This is a genomic window from Dickeya poaceiphila, assembly GCF_007858975.2.
GTDB classification, from domain to species: Bacteria; Pseudomonadota; Gammaproteobacteria; order Enterobacterales; family Enterobacteriaceae; genus Dickeya; species Dickeya poaceiphila.
The window spans coordinates 3,260,154-3,284,323 of sequence record NZ_CP042220.2; the positions used below are offsets into that span (position 1 = coordinate 3,260,154).

A 24,170-nucleotide genomic window follows, 5' to 3' on the forward strand; every position below is an offset into this window, starting at 1 on the left:
TTTTTATTTTTATTGTGCTAAAATGATGCGAGTCACTTTAATGGTTATTCGGTGATATTTTTGAGGTTATCATATGATCAGCGTTAACATTTATTGTCCCCGCCATCAGTCTGCTCAGGTTTATCGCAATGGGCAGCCCCCTAAAGGCATCCCACTACACATAACTCCACTCCATGAGCTAACAGGCTAACCTAATAAATATTTTGGCGAGTTATGCTCCCGCCGAAGATCCGAATTCTGGTACTCCCGAATCAGGTACATCCATGTAGATTATTTTTTAAATGAAACCCCAATATATACTATAAGGCAGACGTTGCTTTCCCTTTACGGCGAAAATTCAGTTTCAACAGGCAGTAAATCCGGTGAACGCGCTTATGATTCCAGACGTGTCCTTGTTTACGCCGGACTGAGGTCGGCAAACATCTGTTTGAGACGACGATTCTCATCCTCCAGATCTTTCATCTTCTTAATATCAGAGGATTCCATACCACTATACTTCGCTTTCCCGTTGTAGTAAGAAGCCTCAGATATCCCCGCTTCATGGCAGACATCCTTGACGGTGCGTCCGGCGTCGACGGACTTGAGAACGGCAATGATCTGGTGTTCGGTGAATCGGGCTTTACGCATGGCGATCTCCTCAGAGGGACATAATCAGTATGTCGGAAGATCTCTAAAAGTGAATGGTTCGGTTTGCAGGGATACTTACACAGGGAGGGGCCGATAATAAAGCCAACGCACCTGCAACTTGAAGTATGACGGGTATAAATCAAAAACAGATCAGTTCCTATTGTCAGGATGAGCATAATAAAAAATAGGTAATGCGCCGTTTAAATGACAATCCATACGAATTATTTTATATCATCTCATCCATTTCACCCCCACTTAATCAGCATTTTCATCAACATAGACTCCATTAAAAAAATGGCACACTACCTCATCGCTTATCATTTAAACCATGAAAAACAGTTATCTATAGAATGAATATTTTCCGTTTTGATTACGTTATCGTTACAGCTATATTAAAAACACATTGAATAGAATAAATCAGCACTGAATCAAAAGCACTTTAATTAAGTACAAGGCATAGAATTTACATAGATACAATTAACACATGATGTTATCAAAGAAATTAATATACCACCTGTTAGCAGCGATGGAATTAAAGACCATAAATTAACGCATTCAGATAGAAACGGTGAAAGTCGCAGGCGCTGGCACCTCAACCGAAATCAAGGTCGTCTCTGGCGGCTATCTTGCCGATATATTCGCTGCCTCACTGATGCAGATATTGACATCTCTGGTAATGACCAACATAGGAGAAACACACATGTCTTTGTTTTCCCAACTCGAACATATCGCACAGCAGCGTCCTGATGCGCCAGCGATCATCCAGGACAGCAAAAACATTTCATTCGCCCGTCTTGTCGCACTCGCCAGGAATATTGCCTCCGGCTTGATAAACGCCGGTTTGCGTGCAGGAGATCGAGTAGCCATACATATCGGAAACCGTCCGGAATTAATCGCTGTTTATTACGCTTGTCTCGGCACGGGTGCCGTACTTGTTCCAATACACATCAAACGCTCTTGTAGCGAAACGGAATATCTAATCGCACACAGTGCCGCCAGGTTTTATCTGGGCGACGCGGAAAGATATATGGTGTCCGCCGATATCATCGAAAAAAGCAATACCCTTGAACGCGCCTGGATTCTTGACTTTTCCTCCCCGACGCAACGCACCCGCACCTGGGCGGAATTGCTCGCCAGCCCATTACGGGATTTCCCTTCACCGGATGACAACAGCCTGGCCGCTATCTTTTATACCTCAGGGACCAGTGGGACATTCAAAGGCATCGTCCATTCCTATTCAACACTTGGCGCCGCCGTTAATCTGATGGAAACAACAATGAACCCGCTGACGACGCAAGATGCAGAACACGCCAGCTTTTTTTGTTCCATGTTTGACCTCGTCATCCCATGGAACATTCTGATGACACTCACTGGCTTGCGGCGCGGCAGTCCGCTGGCTCTGATGACGTCCCCCACGCCAGAAAAAACCCTGTTGTTGCTGAGTACAGGTCGGATAGGCTTCATTACCGGCGCGTCTTCAAGTTTCAACGCGTTGATCTCCGCTGCCAGAGCAGCAAAAACACCACCGCCCAATCTCAGCGGAACTTACTGTGTAACGGGTGGAGAGGCGTGCTCCCTTACCGTCAGTCGAGATTTTTTTAAAACATTCGGCACTCATTTACGCAATTCTTACGGGCAAACCGAATCAGGCGGCCCTGTTGTCTACCAACCAAATATCGATTCCTGTTCCGAACCGAGCATTGGCTGGCCGTTGCCCGGCGTAGACATCGTCATTGACGCTGCAGCAGAAGAGAGCGGAGAACTACAGATCCGCTCCCCAGCCAATACTATTGGCTTATGGAACGGTACAGGCGTCGATTATCTGGACAGGAAACGTTGGTTAGCGACAGGTGACATCGTCAGACAACTGCCGAACGGCTGCCTTCTCTATATCGCCCGGCAGAACGATATGATCAAAGTGGGCGGTTATCCCGTTTCGCCACTTGAAATTGAACGTGAGCTTACGGCTCATCCTCAGGTTGCAGGCGCCATCGTTTTCGGCGTTATTGATGCAACCTCTGGTGAATACCCCATCGCGCTGGTGCAACCCTGTGCGGAAACAGCGTTGGACACGGGGGAATTATCCGTCTATCTCTCCAGTCGTCTTCCCGCTTACAAACAGCCGCGCGAATTTATTCTGGTGGAGACGCTTCCTGTATCGTCCGCCGGAAAAATCAGCCGACGGCAGATAGCATCGGATTACGTCACATTAAAGAACAAGGTAAATAGTACAGCGAATTAAAGCATAACAACGACATATTTCTCTTAATATGTCCATTCATGTCACGCTGTGACATGAATGGATTGCCGACGGTAAAATAAAAGATTGATACCTGACTGCCGATTTAAACGACTCTACTGTATGAGCAGGGGTCATCCTGAGCCAATCTATTTATTCCACTCAATTAATGTAAATTTGAAATCACGAAATTTATATTTATAAATTCAATAACATAGACCTAACAGAAATCTCGACACAGGAATAGCTACAAAAACAAATCATGAAAAAAAAGAATATTAGCAACGAGTATTTTCCCTTTTTTAATCCGTAGATTTTAGTTTATAAAATAACGGTATTGATGTTTAACCACTCACAGAGCCTGATAAAATTAAATCATCAACAATCATTTCAAAGTGAGTGATGGCTGTATCTTGATTTTTCATAGAACGCACTTTTTTCACTTATAGTGAAGCAGGATTCATATGAAAAAATAATAGCACCTCTTTCAAAAATCGAGTGATTTAAAATAAAACAGAATAAAAACCTTATACCCTAAATAATTCGAGTTGCAGGAAGGCAGCAACCGAGTGAATCCCCAGGAGCTTACTCAAGTAAGTGACTGGGGTGAGCGAGGGCAGCCAACGCACCTGCAACTTGAAGTATGACGGGTATAGAAAGAAAGTATAAGCCAGGAGGATGAATACCGATCCGCCTGAAAAAATTGAATTTACAGCCATATATCGATAACAGCAAAAACGTTAAGGAATAACCATACGCCATTTAAGTTTAAATAAGTTTAAACTATCCAGGCGAATGAATATTTATGACACCGAAAAATCTTCAACAGACATATTAAACAGTTAAAGCAAAAGGAAATGTCAAATTGAAAAACATAGAAAACACTATTATCGAAATCCTGATCGATGATCTCTTCATTAGCATTCCTCGATCAGAAATTGAAGTAAATATCAATATGCGTGATGGGCTGGGTTTAGACTCACTCGGTTTCAGTGAATTACGCGCCCAGTGTGAATACGCCTTTAACATCAAAATCGAGGATGAGTACTTTACACCTCAACATTTTGATTCAATAACAACACTGACAAATTTGATTTCATTCTTAATAAAAAACACCAACACTCAGGGAAACAGCCATGAACACGCAAACCCAAGATAAAGATAAACATCAACACAGAGTGATGGGATTCACCGAACTTAAAGGGTGGCTAAGGCATCAACATCCTATGGTATATCTTGACCGCGTTCTTGATTATGAACCCGCCAGTTATATTAAAACACTCATGGCGGTGTCAGGTCAGACAGACGCCATCGCCGGCCATTTTCCTGAGCGAGCTATTTTCCCGGCAAGTCACATGGTGCAGGCCATATCACAATCGGCAATTATTCTATTTCAGCTTTCAACATCACCATTAGCTGACGACGAAATAACATTAGTGGGTTCCATCAAATCCCGGTTTATTCGTGTTGTGGTGCCCGGAGATCAAATCATTTTTCACCTTAATTGTGAAATGTTGCGTGATAACTTTCTCACGTTTTCCTGCCGGGCAGAAGTCACGAAGCAAACAGTGGGAATGCTCAAAGGCTCACTGGTGCGCCAGAATATATCCACGCTGGGGACACAGCTATGGTAAATAGCGACTCTCCAGTTTGGGTTACTGGTATGGCCTGGTCTACCGCATTAGGCGATGAAATCGCCCCCGTCTGGCAATCCCTGCTGAAAGACCGTTCCGGCATCACCGAACTCGATGCCGCGTTATCATTACGCAGCAACCTGGCGGCCCCCATACCCGACCTTCCTTTGGAATGGGATGACGCCAGACGTCAACACGTATTGACGGTAAAAACCTTACGCAACGCGTTGAAGGACGCCGCTGTTTCTGTAGACGATCCAGACATTCTCCCAATACTGGGGACCAGCTACGGCCACCATTTAGACTCATCTGATAGCGTTTCGTTGTCAGAATGGTCAATACGCGCCGTTAACGAAGTCGGCTGTATCACATCTCCGATTACCGTAAGCACGGCCTGCTCGGCCGGAGCCGACGCCATTTTAGCCGGCCTGAACGTTATCAGGGCGGGCCTTGGCGAAATATGCGTATGCGGGGGAGCCGACATTCTTACCGTGGGAAAACGGCTTGGCCATTCTCGGCTAGGTACCCTGTCTGCCGATGGCCTGCGCACATTTGATGTCAGCCATAACGGTACTGTCCTTGGTGAAGGCGCCGCCTTTCTGATACTGGAATCCGAAGCGCACGCCAAACGTCGTGGCATTGAGGCTTATGGCATCCTCGCCGGCGCGGGTTCCGCAAACGATGCCACCAGCGCGGTGGCGCCCGATTTATCGGGGCAAAATGTCATGCTCACCGTACAGCGCGCGCTCAACAGTGCGGGCTTAAGACCGGAAGATATTTCCATTATTAATACGCATGGTACAGGAACGCCGATTAACGATTCGGTCGAAGCTAAAGCCTATTCACAGCTGTTTTCAGCTTTACCCAATCCGCCGACCTTGTTCGCCACAAAAGGCGCATTTGGGCATACGCTTGGCGCTACGGGCGCTATTGAGGCCATTACCGTATTACTGGCATTAAAAACGCAGCAACTTCCCCCGATTCATGGGTTGCGCGATCCCATCCCTGACCTCAATTTGCCTGTCGCCACTCAAAAAAATATGACCTGTCGTGCAACGGCTGGGCTAAGTATCACGCTGGGATTCGGCGGGTTTAATACCTGTCTGGTGTTCCAACATGCAGGGAGCACAGCACGATGAACGATACCGAGGCGCTAACCGCACAATGTCTCAATATCGCCGGTCAGGGGATGGCGAGTACGGCAGATTTGTCCACGTATAAGTCGGCACAAAAAGCGTCGCTCTATGCCGATCCTTTATCCTGGCTGATTCTTGAAACGGTTGAACAAGCCATCGCCGGGCATCGTGATGCCATCACGTCGGCCTGCGCATCGGTGGGGCATATCGCCATCAGTGACCAGTGTACGCTCAAGACCATACACGACATTGCCGCCACGCTTTCTTCAGGGCACCTGTCACCGCTACGGTTTTCGGGCGCCTGCCCTGGCACGGTCATCAGCCTTCCGTCGCAATTTCGGCGCTTTAGTGGTCCGAGTATGGTATGGAGTATGCCCCCGGACAACACACAACACTATGCCGCCGTGCTGGCACGTGTCTGGCTGGATGAAGGCGCAGCAACCCACGTCATTATTACCACTCACCATGTAGATGCATCAGGCCATCACATCCACAGTATTGTCGTCACACACAGCAGAGGGGAACGCGAATGACATCGCTGCGCCACATGACTCCCGACGCGATTCAGCACTTTGTGGATGGGCTTATTCAGGTCGATGCTAACGCACATGAGGCAACGCCGTTGATTTTTGGCGATCTCGTAAAAGATCTTCGCTCACTCGGCATTGAACCCGGCAAGCCTGTCATGCTGACAATCCCAAATAGCGTGCAATTTGCCGCCATTGTTTTTGCTCTGCTGACAATTGGCGCGGTTCCTGTACTGCTGCCCTCCTCTGCGCCAGCATCCCGCATCTATCGTATCGCACAGGTAATCGGTGCCGACGACCTGCTCGCGTTGCACATCCCCTGCGGCTTGATGCAAGCACAACCCGCGCAACCCTTGTCGCAATCCGGTCAGTTAATCAGACTGGATATATCCAGGAAGCGCCGCTATCAACCGGGCGAAATCATTCTTCTCACCTCTGGCACGTCCGGCATATTCAGCGGCTGTTTATTTCACATCGACAGTTTATTTCGCAATGCGCTCAACCATGCGCGGGCCGTTGAACAACGAGCGCAAGACAGAATATTGATCAATCTGCCGATGTACTACTCCTATGCTTTCGTCGCGCAATTACTCTCCTGCTTTGCGTTGGGGAATAAGGCGATTATTGCCGGGCCGCCCTTTACGCCGGGCAACTATGAGCGAACGATTGAAACCTATCAAATAACCCAGTCATCCGTTACGCCCACCATGATCAACGCCTGGCTGCAATCCAGCTCCGGGCCACTCCCGGCGCCATTACGCCGTTTAACCATCGGCGGAGACGCGCTTGCAGCCCCCGTAGTTGAAGCCCTATTGGCTCGCAATCACGGCATAGCGCTTTATCTCACTTATGGCCTGACCCAGGCTGGCCCACGCGTTGCAACCCTGGCGGCCCATCGCGTACCACCTGATAAATATGCCTCTGTTGGCAAACCGTTCCCCGGCATTCACGTCTACCTGCGCAAAGATAGCCCCAGCGACAACGATGGCGAACTGATCGTCGAAACCGATACCGGCATGATTCGGCGCATCCACAGCCAAAGCGAAGACATTGAGACGCCTCTCAACGGGTGTCGCCGCATCATCAATACCGGTGATCGCTTCACTATTGATGACGAAGGCTATCTCTTCTTTAAGCAGCGCAACCCAACCTATGTCATGAGCCGTGGTGAAAAGGTGTGTTTGAAATCGGTCAGTGAGATAGCCGAAACCATCGCAGGGGTTTCTCGCGCAGAAGCCTGGGTACATGACGATGCCGCCGGGGCTGGAAGCGTGGAATTTACTCTGGATGTCTATTGTCACGACACCTCACTGAGCGAAGGGGAGATTCGACAACAGCTCAGTAAAATTCTGCTTCGCAGTGAGCAGCCGAAGATCATCGTGCTTCACCCCGTTTCAGACATGGGGTGGAGAAAGAACGCAACGCAAAACATCGTCGCTAAATAACAGGAATCGTTATGAATACCGTACACCTGCCCTTGATCCTTTCTGGCGAATCCGAGTCGGCGCGCGCCATTGTAGCCGAGCGCTTGCGCATTACACTTGAATCGTTATCCGACGATGAATTAGCAACGTTTTGCCTGCATCAATTCACCCTCCCACATGCAAAAAGCCGTAGTGCTGTTTTCGCCACGGATAAAGCCGGATTGATCAAAGGGCTGACGTCCCTCGTGCAGGGCCGCGCGGCGCGCAACGTGTTAAGCGGGAACGCCGCTGTGGGTGCCAACCCGGTTCTGGTTTTTTCCGGTCAGGGACCGCTGTGGCCGGGAATGACCAGCGAATTACTCAACACGCTGCCTGTTTATCGTCAAAGCGTGAACGAAAACGGTGCAATGTTGCAACCCCACCTCAACTGGAACCCCGCCGATGCACTGGCGGCAGGCGAGTCTTTCTTCCGTCAAAAACACATCCAGCCAATACAGTTCACCCTCTCCTCCGCACTGGCAGATACATGGCGAGCGTTTGGCATCAGAGAATCCGCCGTGGTCGGGCATTCCGTCGGTGAAGCGGCAGCGGCCTGCTGCGCAGGCTATTTAAGCCGGGAGGACGCAGCCAGACTAGTCGCACTATGGGGGCAAACCCTCACGCGTATCGAAGGACAGGGCGCGATGATATCGGTGGCGGCTTCCGTTGACGACATCACGCCTTTACTCAACGAGTCAGACGGCAGACTGGCGGTTGCCGCAATCAACAGCACTAAAAGCGTAACATTAAGCGGCAGCACGGCAGACACCGACGCCATGCTGGAAAGATTAACCAAAGCGGGATTCTGGACCTGGAAAGTACCGGGAGGAGAGGTAGCAGGCCATTCCCCTCAGGTAGACATACTAAAAAATGAGGTACTGGAACAGGCGCCGCGCAATATTCTCTCTTCGGCGCAGACGGCCTACTACTCCTCCGTAACCGGTACGCGCTATTACGGCAGCGATTTTCAACCGGACTATTGGTATCGCATCCTGCGAGAACCGGTTTTGTTCGAAAACAGCATCCGCGCCTTGATTAACGACGGACATCGTCTTTTTATTGAAGTCAGTCCGCACCCGGTGTTGGCGACCGTCATTGAAGAGCATCTGCGCGCCGCCGGCGTTCAGGGCGCCGCTATTACCACACTCGAACGCCGGAAAAATGATCGGGAAAGTTTCCTTCATGCCCTGACGCACGCGTTTATTAACGGTGCACCGGTTGACTGGAACCGCGTGTTTACTCAACTGCTCCCAGAGCACGCGGCCCCTGCCGCGCCCACGACCAACGAGCCCCTTTCGCTTTGCGATAGTCCGGTTAACACCGAACCCAACGACGAGATCGATCAGTTGGCGTTACGCGATCACAGCCCATCGGAACAATACGACATCCTGCTGGGCCTGATATCGCACGAAATCGAAACGCTGTTGGGCAAAAATTTTTCCTCAGACATGCAGGCGTTCCGTGAGATTGGATTTACCTCGTTAAACGTCGTTGAGTTTTCACGCGGACTCAGCATCGCTACAGGGCTGGCGCTGCCCTCCACGCTGCTCTACGATCACCCCACGCCGCGCGCATTGAGCGAATACCTGAGACAAGCGCTTGGTTTATCCTCATCCGAGGACGGCGAGCATAATGCGTTGAATACACGCCATCACAACGAACCTATTGCCATTATTGGTATGGCGTGCCGCTATCCGGGCGGCGTGAACAGCCCTGAAGCGCTGTGGGATCTGGTCTTTGAAGGGCGCGATGTCATCGGTGATTACCCATCTGATCGCGGATGGGACGTCAAAAACCTGTACGATCCACAGCCGGGCCGCCCTGGTAAAATTTCCACGCGCACCAGCGGCTTTTTGTATGAAGCGCCGCTGTTCGACGCCAGGTTCTTTGGTATCTCGCCGCGTGAAGCCCTGACGCTGGAACCCCAACAGCGACTGCTGCTTGAGATTTCCTGGGAAACCATTGAACGCGCGGGGATAGCGCCTTCGGATTTATACGGTTCCAATACCGGGATCTACGCGGGCATCATGGCGACAGAGTATGGTTCCCAGATTCAACATGCCGCAGAGGAGGTTTCAGGCTACGGCTATATGGGAACCGCAACCTGCGTGGCTTCCGGCAGGGTGGCTTATAGCCTCGGTCTACACGGGCCGGCGGTCACCATCGACACCGCGTGCTCCTCCTCGTTAGTCGCCATCCATACCGCTTGTGAGGCACTGCGCAGCAACGACTGTAAACTGGCATTGGCAGGCGGCATCACCATTATGCCGACGCCCGGCGTACTCATCGATTTTTCTCAACAACACGTGCTCGCGCCGGACGGGCGATGCAAAGCGTTCTCCGCATCAGCGGATGGCGTGGGGCTATCGGAAGGCATCGGTATGTTACTGCTGGAGCCGCTTTCTCTGGCGCAGGCGAACGGACATCCGGTGCTTGGCGTGATCCGCGGCAGCGCAGTCAATCAGGACGGCGCCTCCAACGGTTTGACGGCGCCCAACGGCACCGCTCAACAGCAGGTCATCCGTCACGCGCTGGCTAACGCGGGTCTGACGCCTCAGGATATCGATGTTGTCGAAGCACACGGCACCGGCACCCGGCTCGGCGATCCGATAGAAGCGAATGCGCTGATGGCGACCTATGGCCGCCAACGCTCGGCTGAACGACCGTTGCTGCTGGGGTCGATTAAATCCAACATCGGCCATACGCAAGCCGCCGCCGGGGTTGCTGGTGTTATCAAAATGCTGATGGCCCTCCGCCACAGTATGCTGCCGCGCAGTCTGCACATTACCGAGCCTTCCCATGAAATCGACTGGTCAAGCGGTGCGATAAGGCTACTCGCGGAACCTCAACCCTGGCCGCCAGTCGGTGATCGGCCTTATCGCGCTGCGATCTCCTCGTTCGGCGTCTCTGGCACCAATAGTCACCTTATCGTGGAACAGCCGCCGGTATTGACGCCAATTAGCCGCATCCATGCCGAAACCGCTGCCGCACCCCAGAACCTGCTCTGGCCGATTGCGGCAAAAACCGATACTGCGCTGCGTAAAAAAGCGGCGCAGTTGCGGGAGTATCTGCTTAACAAACAAGATGTTGATCCTATCAATGTCGGCTACTCACTGGGCATTTCACGCAGCCAGTTCTCCTGTCGCGCCGCGGTGAGGGGGCAATCCAGAGAGGTATTGCTAAAAGGGTTGCTGGCGCTTGAAAACGGGCAGGATTACCCGACATTAACCGTCGGCGCTTCAGCGGCCAACGAATCAGGCAAATTACTCTTCATTTTCCCAGGGCAAGGTTCGCAGTGGCCGAAAATGGGGATGGAACTGTATAACGCGTTTTCCGTTTACCGACAGGCTATCAATGAGGTTGATAGCGCGCTGCGCGCTTATGTTGACTGGTCGCTGATTGACGTCCTGCACGCTAATCCCGACACGCCGCCTTTAGACCGCATCGACATCGTACAACCGGCGCTTTTCGCGGTGATGACCGCACTGGCGCGCCTGTGGCAATCTTTCGGATTTACTCCGCACGCCGTCGCGGGGCACTCTCAGGGCGAAATTGCCGCCGCCTATATCGCGGGCGCGCTCTCGCTACAGGATGCCGTAAGGATCGTGGCGTTACGCTCGCGGCTGATGCTCAGCCAGTCAGGACATGGCGCAATGGCTATGATCGGCCTGTCTGAACAGCAGACCCGCACGTTCCTTTGTGCGGATGACGGGGAAATTACCCTGGCGGTCTTCAACAGCCCGACCTCAACCGTGGTTTCAGGCGATGCCAGAGTAATCGAAATGCTGCTGCGTCGTTGTAAAAAAGAGCAGATTCGGGCTAAACGGATTGCGGTTGATGTCGCAGGGCACTCGACGCAGCTCAATACCCTGCGCCCGATTCTGATGGAGCTATTCTCCGAGCTGAAGCCCGTCGCAACACACATTCCTTTTTACAGCACCATAGACGGTTACTCCCCCGATGCGCCGCTGCCAGGCGCCATGCTCGATGCCAAATACTGGTGCGACAACCTGTGCCGCCCGGTACGTTTTTTCGACACGATACTGGCATTGAGCAAAAATGGTAAAACGACTTTTCTGGAGTGCAGCCCGCACGCGGTATTGCTGCCCGCACTGGAAGAAACGACCGATAATACGGCAACGATTGTCAGTTCGATGCAACGAGACAAACCCGCCGTTGAGTGCCTGACGCAGGCGATGGCGCAGTTGTACGTCAGCGGGCATAACATCAACTGGCGGGCGCTCCACCCCACCGCCAGCCTCGTGGATATTCCTACCTACCCTTTCGAGCATCACCATTACTGGCTTACCCCACCTGCCGTCGGCAATGTCGCCACCGTTGGACAACGCCCGGCGGAGCACGCGTTGCTGAGCGCGATAGTCGATCTGCCGGACGATGCAGGCGTACTGCTGACCGGGCGAATCGGACTCGCCGGCCATCCCTGGCTCGCCGACCATGCCGCGACCGGCGTGGCATTGGTTCCCGGAACCGCGTATCTGGATATGGTTCACTACGCCGCGCAGCTCACGGACTACCACGCGATCACCGAACTGGTCATTCAAACCCCGCTGGTACTGCCCGAACAAGGGGAGCTGGACCTGCAACTCAGAGTAAGACGTCCAGACGAACAGGGGCAACGCGCCGTCACGCTGCACGCCCGGCATCATCACGACGAAGACCACGACGCCTCTGCGTGGACGCTGCACGCCACTGCGCAATTACAGCGCGACGCGCCAGGGCTGGAACGTCCGTTCGACAACGCAGACTGGCCGCCGGTCAACAGCGAACCGCTTGATCTCACCCGCCTGCATCAACGGCTCTACGCTGCCGGATATGAATATGGCTCCGCCTTTAAAGGGCTTAGCGCCGCGTGGCGCGACGGCGATGATGTGTATGCCGAAGCCAGCCTGCCGGAAGCGCTGTCAACAAACGGATACCTTTTGCATCCTGCGTTGCTCGATGCCCTGCTCCATACCATCGCCCTGCCTGAAGACGACGGCGCGACGGCGCTGCGGTTGCCTTTCGCCCTTAGCGGCATCACGCTGACCGAGGAACAGCCACGCCAGTTGCGTGCGCGCCTGCACCTGAAAACCAACGATACCGTTAGCCTGATTGCCACCGATGAGGCAGGCGCAACGGTGATTGCCATCGAAACGCTCACGTTACGGGAAACCACACGAGACAAGCTGCGCGAGCAGTTACGCATCCAGCCGCAGTATGATCTACTGCGCACCATCTGGAGCGCGTTACCCGGCGCGTCTAAAGTCAGAGAAGCGCCCCCGGCCACCAGTTGGGCGTTACTGACAACCGATCCCAGCGACGCCGGCCTGCCGGGCATTACCGCTCACTACCACACATGGTCGGAACTCACCGCCGTGCGGGAATCAACCACTCCGCCGTCGGTGCTGGTGTGGCGGTTACCGAATACCGGCGGCATGGACACCGACGATGTGCCACGCGCGGCACGCACACTATGCGAACAGGTTCTCAACCTGCTCCAACGCTGGCTGGCTGATGAGAGCATGGCGACTACCACGCTGCTCGTTATCACTCAGCACGCGACGGAACAGGGCTTCCATGAACATGTGGATGTGGCCCACAGCGCCGCGTGGGCGCTGCTGCACTCAGCCCAGAATGAAAACCCTGGCCGCATCGTGCTGCTTGATACCAATCGTCCTCTCACCGATACCGCATTGCTTCATGCAGCGCTGGTCAGCGGTCGCTCACAGTTCGCGGTGCGTCAGGGCCAGTTGCTCATTCCACACCTTGGCAGAACGGTAACAACCGGACTGCTCAGCCCTCCCTGCGAGAGCACGCTGTGGCGTCTGGATATTTCGGATACCGGGAATCTCGACAATCTTAGGCTGAAGCCCGCTCCTGAAGCCGGCGCAACGCTGGGCAAAGGGCAGATTCGGCTCAGCGTGCGAGCGGCCGGCATCAATTTCTATGACATCGTGTGTGCATTGGGGTTAATCGCGCCGCAGCATGAATTCGGCACCGAAGCCGCCGGTGTCGTCATGGAAGTCGGGCCGGAGGTAACAGGCTTTAACATCGGTGATCGCGTGATGGTACTGACCGAAGGCGCTTTCGGTCCGACCGTTATCGCTGACCAGACGATGACCTTCCACCTGCCTGAGGACTGGACTTTCGCGCAGGCTGCCGGCGTCCCCATCGTCTTTCTCACCGCGTATTACGCGCTAACGCAACTCGCCTCGCTGCGTTCAGGCGAGCGCGTGTTGATTCACGCGGCGGCGGGCGGCGTCGGTCAGGCCGCGATCCAACTGGCTCGTCATCTGGGGGCGGAAATATTCGCTACAGCGCACCCTGACAAATGGCCGGTGCTGCGTCGGCTCGGCATTCCTGACGATCATATCGCCAGCTCACGCAGCCTTGAGTTCGCCGAACAATTCCGTCCGTTACTCAATGGCAAAGGGCTTGATGTGGTGCTCAATTCCCTGAGCGGCGAGTTTATCGATGCCTCAATGTCGCTGATGGCCTCGCAAGGCCGCTTTATCGAGCTGGGTAAAACCGATATTCGTAAGGATTTCCCTGCCTGTCTGACGTATCACTACCTTGACCGACCGGACCACGACCCAGCACAGACCACGGCGATGCTTACCTCGCTGTTATCGCTGATGCAAGCGGGATCGTTGACTCCACTGCCGGTCACCGCCTTTGATATTAAAGAGGCGATACACGCCTTCCGGTTAATGCAGCAAGGCCGACACACCGGCAAAGTGGTGCTGACGTTCCCCCAGCCGCTCAACCCCAACGGCACGGTGTTGATTACCGGGGGAACAGGTACGCTGGCCGGGTTGCTCGCCCATCATCTGGTGGACTCGCATCAGGTCAAACATCTGATACTGGCCAGCCGCAGCGGCCTTCGTGCCGCTGGCGCAGCGCAATTGAAAACGGAGTTGGAAAACGCGGGAGCGATGGTTGAGATCGTCGCCTGCGACATCACCGACCCGCTGGCGCAGGACAGGCTACTTGCGGCAATTCCGGCGGCACATCCACTGACCGGCGTATTTCATACCGCAGGCGCATTGGCTGACGCCACCATTGCCAATCTGACGGCAGAGAGCCTTGATACGGTATTTTCACCTAAGTCAGACGCAGTCTGGCACTTACACCAAAAAACCCGTACTGACGACCTCGCGGCGTTCGTTCTCTACTCATCCAGCGCCGGGACGTTGGGCAGCCCAGGTCAAGGCAACTACGCGGCGGCGAACAAGGCGCTGGATGCCATCGCGCATAACCGCCGTCGGCAAGGGTGGTGCACCACATCCCTCGCCTGGGGGTGGTGGCAACCGGTCACCGGGTTGTCGAGCCAGCTCAGCAGTACCGACAATGCGCGTATCGCCCGCACCGGTCTGGCCCCGATCACACCTGAACATGGGAATGCACTGGTCGATGCGGCGCTGGCATTGCCTTACGCCGTTTATACCGCTGCGCCGCTAAACCCGCAGGTGTTGCGTAAAAATGCGCAATCGGGACGTCTCCATCCGTTATTTGAACGGTTGGCGGGGCCGGTGGACACACGTCGAACGCAATCAGGCGGCGAAAAAACACCTGACCTGCGCCAGTCGCTGTCCACACTGGAACCCAGTGCGCGGCTCAAACAGCTACAGGCCGTCATCGCCGATAACATGGCGGGCATCCTTGGCCTGGAAAACGGCTCGCTCCTCGCGCCAGACCAGTCATTTAAAGAGAGCGGTATCGATTCGCTGATGGCGCTGGAGTTACGTAACCGTCTGACCGCCGCATCAGGCCTGCGTCTGTCGGCGACGCTGACTTATGACTATCCAACCCCTGCCGCGTTGGCTGAACATCTCGATGCTGAGCTGTTCTCCGGGCAGGATGCAGCAACACGCGAATCCCTCACGGAAACGGACGAGTTACGCCTTCACCAGCGCATTGCGGCCATTCCGCTTGCAAGACTGCGCAATGCCGGATTGCTGGACGAATTACTTCAGATAGCAAACAGCATAGAACCGGTGGAGCAAGTGCCGGTCAATCCTCAGCCTCAGGTAGCAGATATCGAATCTGCAAGTCTGGATGAGCTGGTGTCTATGGTTATGTCCGACAGGAAAAAATGATGACGCCTAAACCAACCCCTCGCGCAGCAGTGCAACAAGATATCAAAACCGCCATCACTGGTGGGGAAACCGCCGATCCGCGTCTGGTCGAAGCGTTACGTCACAGCCTGTTGCTTAACGAACAGCTGAAACAGCGTAATCAGCATTTGACCGCGGCGGCGCGTGAACCTATCGCCATTATTGCAATGGGCTGCCGCTTGCCCGGCGGTATCCACTCTCCCGAACAGCTTTGGCAACGGCTATGCGATGGCGAGGAAACTATCGGTCCCTTCCCCACAGACCGGAGATGGAATCTTGATGCGCTATTTGAACAGCGTCCTGAGCTCAACGCGGTCGCCAACGCCTGGAAGGGCGGTTTTCTGGAAGACGCAGCGGGCTTTGACGCCAGCTTCTTCCGGATATCTGACCGCGAGGCGCAGGCGATGGACCCCCAACAACGCTTACTGCTCGAAGTCAGTTGGGAGATTCTGGAGCGCGCCGGCATCATTCCCGCCACGCTAAAAAATAGCCAGACCGGGGTATTTATCGGCGCGACGCACAATGGTTATCTCAGTGACATCGAGCGGCGTAACCCCGCCGCCGACGGCTATCGCTTACAAGGCAGCCTGAGCAGTATCAGTTCTGGCCGCATCGCTTACGTGCTGGGGCTGAACGGTCCCGCTATTACGGTAGACACCGCCTGCTCTGCGTCTCTTACCGCGATTCATCAGGCCGTTCACTCCCTGAGAAGCGGTGAATGTTCACTGGCTCTCGCTGGCGGCGCAACCATTATGGCGTCGCCGGAAGTCTTCGCCGAGTTCACCCGTCAAGGCGGTCTCGCCGCTGACGGCAGGTGTAAAGCCTTTTCCGACCATGCCGACGGCACAGGGTTTTCCGAAGGGGTTGGGCTTATCTTGCTGGAGAGGCTCTCCGATGCAGTACAGGCCGGCCATAGCGTGCTGGCGGTGATTCGAGGGAGCGCGATTAACCAGGATGGCGCCAGCAATGGGCTGACTGCGCCAAGTGGTCCCGCTCAGGAGCAGGTTATCCGTCAGGCGCTGAATAATGCGGAACTGACCTTTTCCGATATCGATGTTGTAGAAGCGCACGGCACCGGCACCACGCTTGGCGACCCTATCGAGGCGCACGCGCTGCTCAACACCTATGGTAAACATCGGCCCGACGATCAACCGCTGTGGCTTGGCTCGCTGAAATCCAACATCGGCCATGTCCAGCTCGCTGCCGGCGTTGCCAGTATGATTAAAATGGTGATGGCGCTTCAGCACGGACGCCTGCCCAAAACCCTACATGCCGACATGCCGTCTCGCAACATAGACTGGTCGCGCGGCAACGTTAAATTGCTTAACGCAGCGCGAGACTGGCCCGATACCGGGCGTCCTAAACGGGCGGCGGTGTCATCATTTGGCTTTTCCGGCACCAACGCACACCTCATTCTTGAGCAAGCCCCACCGCCTGCACCGCCAGCCGAGTGTACGCCGCCTGAAAGGACGCTCCCCGTTCCCGGCATCGCGCTGCCGTTGTCTGCGGCTTCATCGGCAGGGCTGCGTGCCCAGGCCAGACAGCTGCATACATGGATTAGCCGGGATACCGCGCCCGACCTCACCGCCGTCGCCTATACGCTAGCGACCACCCGCACCCACTTTGATTACCGCGCCGTGGTGAGCGCGGAAGATCGTAACGGCGCGCTCAACGCACTGGAGGCGCTGGCCGTTGAGCGCTATGCGCCCGGCGTCACTCAGGGCGTCCGTGCTGCATCAGGCAACGTTGCGTTTCTTTTTACCGGACAGGGCGCGCAGTGGGCGACAATGGGACAAACGCTATACCGCCTGTCCCCGGTCTTTGCTGATGCTATCGACGAAGTATGCCGGCACCTCGACCCCCTGATGCCTCAACCAGTTAAAACCGTGATGTTCGCCGACAAAGGCAGCGCCGACGCCGCACTACTAGACCGAACCGATTTTACTCAGGCCGCGCTTTTCGCTTTCGAGGTTGCGCTATGCCGGACGGTCATGCACCTTGGCGTGCATCCTGATGTACTGACAGGCCACTCGATTGGCGAGATCGCCGCCGCTTATATTGCCGGCGTGTTTAATCTCCCCGATGCCGCCACCTTCGTGGCAACCCGTGGGCGGCTGATGGAAGCCATTACCGCCGAGGGGACAATGGTCGCCATTGAAGCCAGTGAAGCCGACATCCTGCCGTTGCTGAAAGGGCACGAAGACCAGGTGGTGATCGCCGCGATTAATGCGCCTTCATCCGTGGTGATATCCGGCGACACAGACCAGGTGCTGCATATCGCAGAACAGTGGCAGGCACACGGTTACCGTACGCACCGCTTAACAACCAGTCACGCGTTTCATTCACCACACATTGATACCATCCTTGATAGCTTGCGCAATACACTGTCAACCCTGTCGCTTCATGCTCCCGCCATTCCGATCATTTCCACGGTGACCGGCACGCGGCTTACTAATGAACAGGCGTGTTCCGTTGACTATTGGACGCATCAGGCCCGCCACGCGGTACGCTTCGGCGCAGCCATTCAATGGCTCCAGGTGCACAATACCGTCACCGCGCTGGAAATCGGCCCAGACGGCGTGCTGGCGGCGCTGGGACGAGCCAGTACCGGTAGCGAATCCGGCACGGCGTGGATCGCCTGCTTGCGCAAGGAACGGGACGAATGGCGTTCTTTCTTCGCCGCATTGGCCAGGCTGTACGCACAGGGTCAAGCGCTGGACTGGACTAAATTACTCGCCCGAACGCCGCCCGTGCCGCTGCCCACCTACCCTTTCCAGCGGCGTCGCTATTGGTTGCAGGCTCCGCCAGCGCAACCGACATTCGGCGGAGGATTATTCGCACTTAACCATCCGTTCCTGCACGCCGGCATCAGCCTCGCTGATCAGCAAGGCTGGATTTTTACCGGGCAACTGGACGCGACAAAGCAACCGTGGTTACTGGAGCACAGAGTCGGCGATGTCGCGGCAGTGGCCGGCACCGTAACCGCCGAACTGCTGCTTTATGTCGGTGAACAACTAGGCTGCCAACGCCTGGACGATCTGTTCCTGCATACCCTGTTACCGCTGGAGAAACAGACTACCGCCCAGATTCAATTGCGTATCAGCGAACGGAAAGCGAATGGTGGGCATCAGGCCGACGCCTATTTCTACATTTCCAGTCCCGAACACGTAGCGGATAAGACACCGATCTGGCAACGCTATGCAACTTGCCACCTTATGCCAGACGACAGCCCTGCGCCACACTGGCCGGATTTACATCCGTCACACTGGCCACCCGCTGATGCCAAAGCCATTGATTTCAGCCCGCTCTATGAGCAACTTGCTGAACAAGGTGTGGTGCTCGGTGAATCTTTCCAGCCACTTACCCACGTTTGGGAACGTCACGATGAATACTATATCGAAGCGATACTCTCCCCTATTCACGGAGAACGGTCAGGAGACTTCATACTGCACCCAATAATACTGGATGCGGGAATGCAGGCGGCATTAATCGAAAACCGGACCCTGGAAACAGAAAATAGTCGGCCCCGATTGTTTTTCCTCACCAGTGGTTTACGTACCTATGCCAGAGGCGTACAACGCCTCAGAGGGCATGTGGTGCGAAAAACCGCAACGCCGTCACTGGATTATCGGGAATATGCATTACGACTCGCGGATGATAGCGGGCGTGCCGTCGCCATCGTTGACTCCCTCATACTGAAATCGCCAGGCCCCCAACGAACGCAGCCGCAGCGACCTCCGTTTTATCGTCTGGCATGGCGTGAGATTGACGCAGATTCGGCCACTACCTCGCTGAAACTGCGCTGGATTGTTGCACAAGACCGCGTGCAGGCGCGCTTATCAGATAAACTCAAGCAGTACGATGATTGCACTGTCTATGCCGATGTTCACCCTATGCTGAACAGCTTCTCGCCGCAGCCGGGCGATATCGCGGCATTCATCGCGCCACAAACCGACAACGCTCATGAGTTTTTCGACCCTCATCCGACATACCGCGTACTCAGCGCCCTGCAAGCCTGGCTCAGGGAGCCGCGTACCACCGCCACCCCGTTCCTGGTGGTGACACAACGGGCAGTGGCAACGGATGACGATGAAAATGTCCCGAATCTGGCGCAATCGCCGTTATGGGGGTTGCTGCGTACCGCACAGTTGGAATATCCGGGGCGCGTCTTCCTGCTCGACATTGATGATGCAGAAAACACCTCATGGCCGTTGATAACAGCCGCGATTAACACCCTGCCGCATGAGCCGCAACTGGCGCTACGCAACGGAAAAATACGCGCGCCACGGCTGGTGAAAACCGCCAGCGACAACGATCTTGCCGCTCCCAGCCACACCGCCCAACCGAAAAAACCGTGCCGCAACCTCAACCCTGACGGCACTGTGCTGATCACCGGCGGCACTGGCGCGTTAGGGAAAATCGCCGCGAAACATCTGGCTGAGCATCACGGTGTCCGCCACCTGCTGCTTGCCAGCCGACGGGGGATGGATGCGCCGGGTGCGGCGGTTTTACGTCAGGAACTCGCTGAGCTTGGCGCACAGGCGACTATCGTCTCCTGTGATGTTGCTGATTCAATTGAAGTGGCATCACTGCTCAACACCATACCCACGGCACATCCGCTCACTGCGGTTATTCATACGGCGGGAAACGCGGATACGGCAATGCTGGATACCATGAGTACGGAACAGCTAGACAACGTATTGCGCGCCAAAGCCGTTTCCGCCTGGCATCTGCACCGGCTCACCCGGCATGACGATCTCGCGGCATTCGTTCTCTACTCTTCTGCTGTCAGCATTCTTGCGCAACAAGGGCAGGGAAACTACGCTGCCGCCAACGCCTTTCTGGACGCACTGGCGCACCATCGGCGCCACTGTGGCCTTCCTGCCACCTCGATGGCCTGGGGGATGTGGGCCGAACGCTCAGAAATAATGGGAGAACAGTTTGGTAGCGACGATATCCAACAGATTATTGATACCGGGCATATCCCGCTTTCTCGTACACAAGGTCTTGCTTTCCTTGATGCCGTTATCGGCGCGCAAGGAGTGAATCATTCACCGTTGTTGATACCCGCGAGTTTGAATCTGCAAGCGCTGCACGGGCAATGCGCCGCCTCGCTATTAACAGAGGTATTCTTACACCACTCAGCATCTCAGCGTAACGTCGCCCCATCGCAACAGATCGCCAGCATGTCGGAACAGCAACAACTGCCCTACCTGCTTAAGGTGATAATTCAACACGCGGGAGAGGTGCTAAACCATCCCGATTCCAGTGCCATAAGAACCGACGGAGAATTCATCACGCTGGGATTCGACTCGCTCACCTCGGTGGAAATGGGTAGTCGATTATCACTTTTGCTTGGCATTCACATCCCCGCGACGGCAATTTTTGCTCATCCGACACCGCAAGCGCTGGCTCAATTTTTACTGAGCCTGCTGGTTGGAGAAAAACATGATCCCCCGACAACAGAGCACGCTGAACCAAAGCAAAACACCGGTGGGTTCTATCAGCTGCTACGGCAAGCCGTGCAGCAGGACATGACGCAGGAAGGGCTTAACGTGCTGGCCGGAGCGGCGCGGCTGCGCGAACATTTCTCGCACCAGCAGCACAACCAGCACGCGCCGGAAACGGTATGGCTGCGCAATGATCGGGAAAAGCCGCTGCTGATTTGCCTTAACTCCTTCATTCCCGCTGCGGCGGATTTAACCTATCAACGCTTAAGCTCGGCCTTACGTGAGCAGTACAGCATGTTGACCGTTCCGCTGCCCGGATATCATGGCGAACCACTGCCTGCCACCGACTACGCCGCGGCCACGGCGCTGGCCACGGCAGTGGAGAACAGCGCGGCGGGACGCGATTTTACGCTGGTCGGCTTCTCAACCGGCGGGCTGGTCGCCCATGCCGCCGCCCATCAGTTGGAAGCTCGTGGTCTACAAGCCAGAGCGGTGGTATTAATCGACAGCTTCCCGCCTTCTGCCATGAGCGAAATCGCAATGGGAGAGGTATTACGCACATGGCTTTCGACCCAAGGCGAATTCTGGTCAGACGGCGATAATGAGATGACGGCAATGGCCTGGTATCTCGAACTGTTCGGCCAACGGTGGACGCCCGCCCACCTGAAAACACCGACATTAATGCTGCAAGCCGAAGCGCATCCTGCTTACGTGCAGCCGCAGCGTTGGGCGAATCAATGGCCGAATCTGGTGAAAAGCGTCATAACGCCAGGGAGCCATTTCCAGCTCCTGACGGAATATGCCGTCCATACGGCAAAAAATTTATCTGACTTACTCCGTGAGACAGAAAAAACCGCGTCGAAAAAGCAGCGGTACAGCAAAGAAAAGCCGAAAAACAGCACAGATTAAAAACGAATAAGACATTCCCGTTAAGCAATTCAATCTGCAGGAGAAGAGCTATGATTGAAAATGAGCTGACATCTATTTTCAATGATTCGGTTTTATTCAAGACGCTGGGATTTTCGATTATTGATATAAAAGATAATTCCATCGTCATGACGATAAATGACAATAACCCCTGCCATGAAGGCGGCTTTGGCGCACTCACTTCAATCGGTATTAACGGTGCAGTAATCAGCGCGGCGCTGGAATCGGCAATCGGTTTATGTGGATTTAACACCTTGGGTCGAAAACCTGCCGGAGTGATTGAAATTTCAGTAAAAATATTACGTATAATACGTAAAAAACCCTGTCGTATCGAGGCGCATGTAGATATTAAAAATAATCACATCGCTTTTATTTCAGCCACGCTATTCAGCGCACATGGCAGTATTTGCGCAACGGGAGCAGGCATTGTATTAAAAAGTAAAATCAATGAAGGAATAGCATGAGATAGCGCCAATCAACATCTAACCAACCTGCTTTTTATTTAATTTAGTGGAGCGCCGCCCACGGCGATTCACGGATACGTTATGACCATGAAAGCGATCTGATAAAAAACAGATTGATAGCACTTATTCATTTCACCAAGGAGTTCAACATGACGACAAATTTTTCTGTTCCTCAAGAGATGAAAGCGTATCTGATTCGGCCAGAACGTTACGGCGATCCTCTTAGCGCGATTCAACTGGAAACTATCAGCATTCCCAGGTTATCGCCTAATCAGGTTCTCATCAAAGTGATGGCGGCAGGGCTGAATTATAATAATGTCTGGGCGGCATTAGGGAAACCTGTCGATGTTATCTCGGTACGCCGTAAAAGAAACAAAGACGCCGAGCCGTTTCATATTGGTGGTTCAGAAGCCGCAGGTATTGTTTATTCCGTTGGTCATCATGTCAGTAATGTTAGCGTGGGCGATGCCGTGGTGGTTTCATGCTCGGTATATGACGCGACCTCACTTGAATCTCGCCTCGCAAACGACCCGATGTTCACCCGCAGTCAGGAAATTTACGGCTATGAGCGGAATTACGGATCATTCGCGGAATTCACCATCGTCGAAGATTATCAATGTTTCCCTAAGCCCGATTTTCTCACCTGGGAGGAGAGCGCGACGCTAATGCTGAATGGTCCCACCGCCTACAAGCAGCTCACTCACTGGACGCCGAATAACGTCAAACCGGGAGATGCCGTCCTCATCTGGGGAGCCGCAGGCGGTTTAGGCTCATTATCGGTACAAATTGTGAAAGCCCTCGGAGGACTCCCCGTCGCAGTCGTGTCAAATGAAGAGAAAGGAGAATATGTCCGCAAGCTTGGCGCCGTAGGGTATATCGTCAGGAAAAAATACTCACATTTTGGCCGACTTCCTGATGTGACGTCCGATGAACATACGTCATGGTCCAGAACGTTCGCCAGTTTCAGACGCGATTTCTTTAAGGCATTAGGAAAAAAAGAGCTTCCTCGGCTGGTCATTGAACATGCCGGGCAAGATACGTTCCCTACATCGCTGCAAATTTGCGATCACTCCGGTATGGTCGTCACGGTTGGAGGCACCTCCGGCTACAATTGTGATTTTGATGTACGCCATTTATGGATGCATCAGAAAAGGATACAAGGCTCTCACTACGCCAATCTCCATGAGTGTAATGAGTTTCTTCATCTTGTTAATCAACAAAAGATTATACCAACAATGAACAGGGTCTTTGATTTTGATGAAATACCTTACGCTCATCACCTATTATTAAACGGAAGAATATTCGGAAATGCAGCGGTGCGGGTCAACCCCCCCGCTTCTTAAGCTGTTTTAGGCATTGTTCATGAAAAATTGATCATGACAAATCGCTCATAACGAGTTATTTATAATAATAAGAAACCTTGCTTGATATAAAGCATTATCGAAGTCGAATCATCACTTTTCATTAACGACACTAAACACATTAGCCTGCGTAAATTAATACACCAATGGTAGACCGTTTATCTGGATGTCAACAATACCAACAGAGAAGGGCTGGTTATTTCTTTTGATTTCACCAGAATAAAA

11 protein-coding genes and 1 pseudogene are annotated in these 24,170 nt (G+C 53.9%); 11 read left to right on the plus strand and 1 reads right to left on the minus strand.

The window, feature by feature from the left end; all coding sequences use genetic code 11:
- Nucleotides 1-73: 73 nt before the first annotated feature.
- Nucleotides 74-190, plus strand: coding sequence for an IS1 family transposase (locus Dpoa569_RS19820; protein ID WP_407643799.1), 117 nt, complete (start codon nucleotides 74-76; stop codon nucleotides 188-190).
- Between the two features lie 127 nt (nucleotides 191-317).
- On the opposite strand, the pseudogene Dpoa569_RS14585 reads toward Dpoa569_RS19820, so the two are convergent.
- Nucleotides 318-627 (minus strand): annotated as a pseudogene (locus Dpoa569_RS14585) (transposase); the annotation flags it as partial.
- 568 nt (nucleotides 628-1,195) lie between these two features.
- Between Dpoa569_RS14585 and Dpoa569_RS14590 the strand changes: the two are divergent.
- The 10 genes from Dpoa569_RS14590 to ccrA all read left to right on the plus strand — a co-directional run bounded on the left by Dpoa569_RS14590 (nucleotide 1,196) and on the right by ccrA (nucleotide 23,927).
- On the plus strand, nucleotides 1,196-2,869 hold the full coding sequence (locus tag Dpoa569_RS14590; RefSeq protein WP_050569402.1) for a class I adenylate-forming enzyme family protein: 1,674 nt from the start codon (nucleotides 1,196-1,198) through the stop codon (nucleotides 2,867-2,869).
- Between the two features lie 862 nt (nucleotides 2,870-3,731).
- A complete protein-coding gene (locus tag Dpoa569_RS14595; protein ID WP_042868961.1) occupies nucleotides 3,732-4,025 on the plus strand; it encodes an acyl carrier protein in 294 nt (97 codons plus the stop codon).
- Nucleotides 4,003-4,500 (plus strand): 3-hydroxyacyl-ACP dehydratase FabZ family protein, encoded by a 498-nt coding sequence (locus Dpoa569_RS14600; RefSeq protein WP_042868959.1) that lies wholly within the window; start codon nucleotides 4,003-4,005, stop codon nucleotides 4,498-4,500. Before Dpoa569_RS14595 ends, Dpoa569_RS14600 begins: the two co-directional genes overlap by 23 nt.
- The gene (locus tag Dpoa569_RS14605) at nucleotides 4,494-5,639 is read left to right on the plus strand and encodes a beta-ketoacyl-[acyl-carrier-protein] synthase family protein (RefSeq protein WP_042868957.1); all 1,146 of its coding nucleotides are present in this window, start codon (nucleotides 4,494-4,496) and stop codon (nucleotides 5,637-5,639) included. The genes Dpoa569_RS14600 and Dpoa569_RS14605 overlap by 7 nt, the downstream gene beginning before the upstream one ends.
- Nucleotides 5,636-6,169: a hypothetical protein gene (locus Dpoa569_RS14610; protein ID WP_042868955.1), complete on the plus strand. Its 534-nt coding sequence runs from the start codon at nucleotides 5,636-5,638 to the stop codon at nucleotides 6,167-6,169. Before Dpoa569_RS14605 ends, Dpoa569_RS14610 begins: the two co-directional genes overlap by 4 nt.
- Complete coding sequence (locus tag Dpoa569_RS14615; RefSeq protein WP_042868952.1) at nucleotides 6,166-7,608, plus strand: class I adenylate-forming enzyme family protein; 1,443 nt, start codon at nucleotides 6,166-6,168, stop codon at nucleotides 7,606-7,608. The genes Dpoa569_RS14610 and Dpoa569_RS14615 overlap by 4 nt, the downstream gene beginning before the upstream one ends.
- Before the next feature lie 11 nt (nucleotides 7,609-7,619).
- On the plus strand, nucleotides 7,620-15,725 hold the full coding sequence (locus tag Dpoa569_RS14620) for a type I polyketide synthase (protein ID WP_146411486.1): 8,106 nt from the start codon (nucleotides 7,620-7,622) through the stop codon (nucleotides 15,723-15,725).
- Nucleotides 15,725-22,102 (plus strand): type I polyketide synthase, encoded by a 6,378-nt coding sequence (locus Dpoa569_RS14625; RefSeq protein WP_050569401.1) that lies wholly within the window; start codon nucleotides 15,725-15,727, stop codon nucleotides 22,100-22,102. The genes Dpoa569_RS14620 and Dpoa569_RS14625 overlap by 1 nt, the downstream gene beginning before the upstream one ends.
- Nucleotides 22,103-22,152: 50 nt before the next feature.
- Complete coding sequence (locus tag Dpoa569_RS14630; RefSeq protein WP_042868950.1) at nucleotides 22,153-22,584, plus strand: PaaI family thioesterase; 432 nt, start codon at nucleotides 22,153-22,155, stop codon at nucleotides 22,582-22,584.
- A 149-nt stretch (nucleotides 22,585-22,733) separates the two neighbouring features.
- The gene (ccrA, locus tag Dpoa569_RS14635; protein WP_042868948.1) at nucleotides 22,734-23,927 is read left to right on the plus strand and encodes a crotonyl-CoA carboxylase/reductase; all 1,194 of its coding nucleotides are present in this window, start codon (nucleotides 22,734-22,736) and stop codon (nucleotides 23,925-23,927) included.
- Nucleotides 23,928-24,170 lie beyond the last annotated feature (243 nt).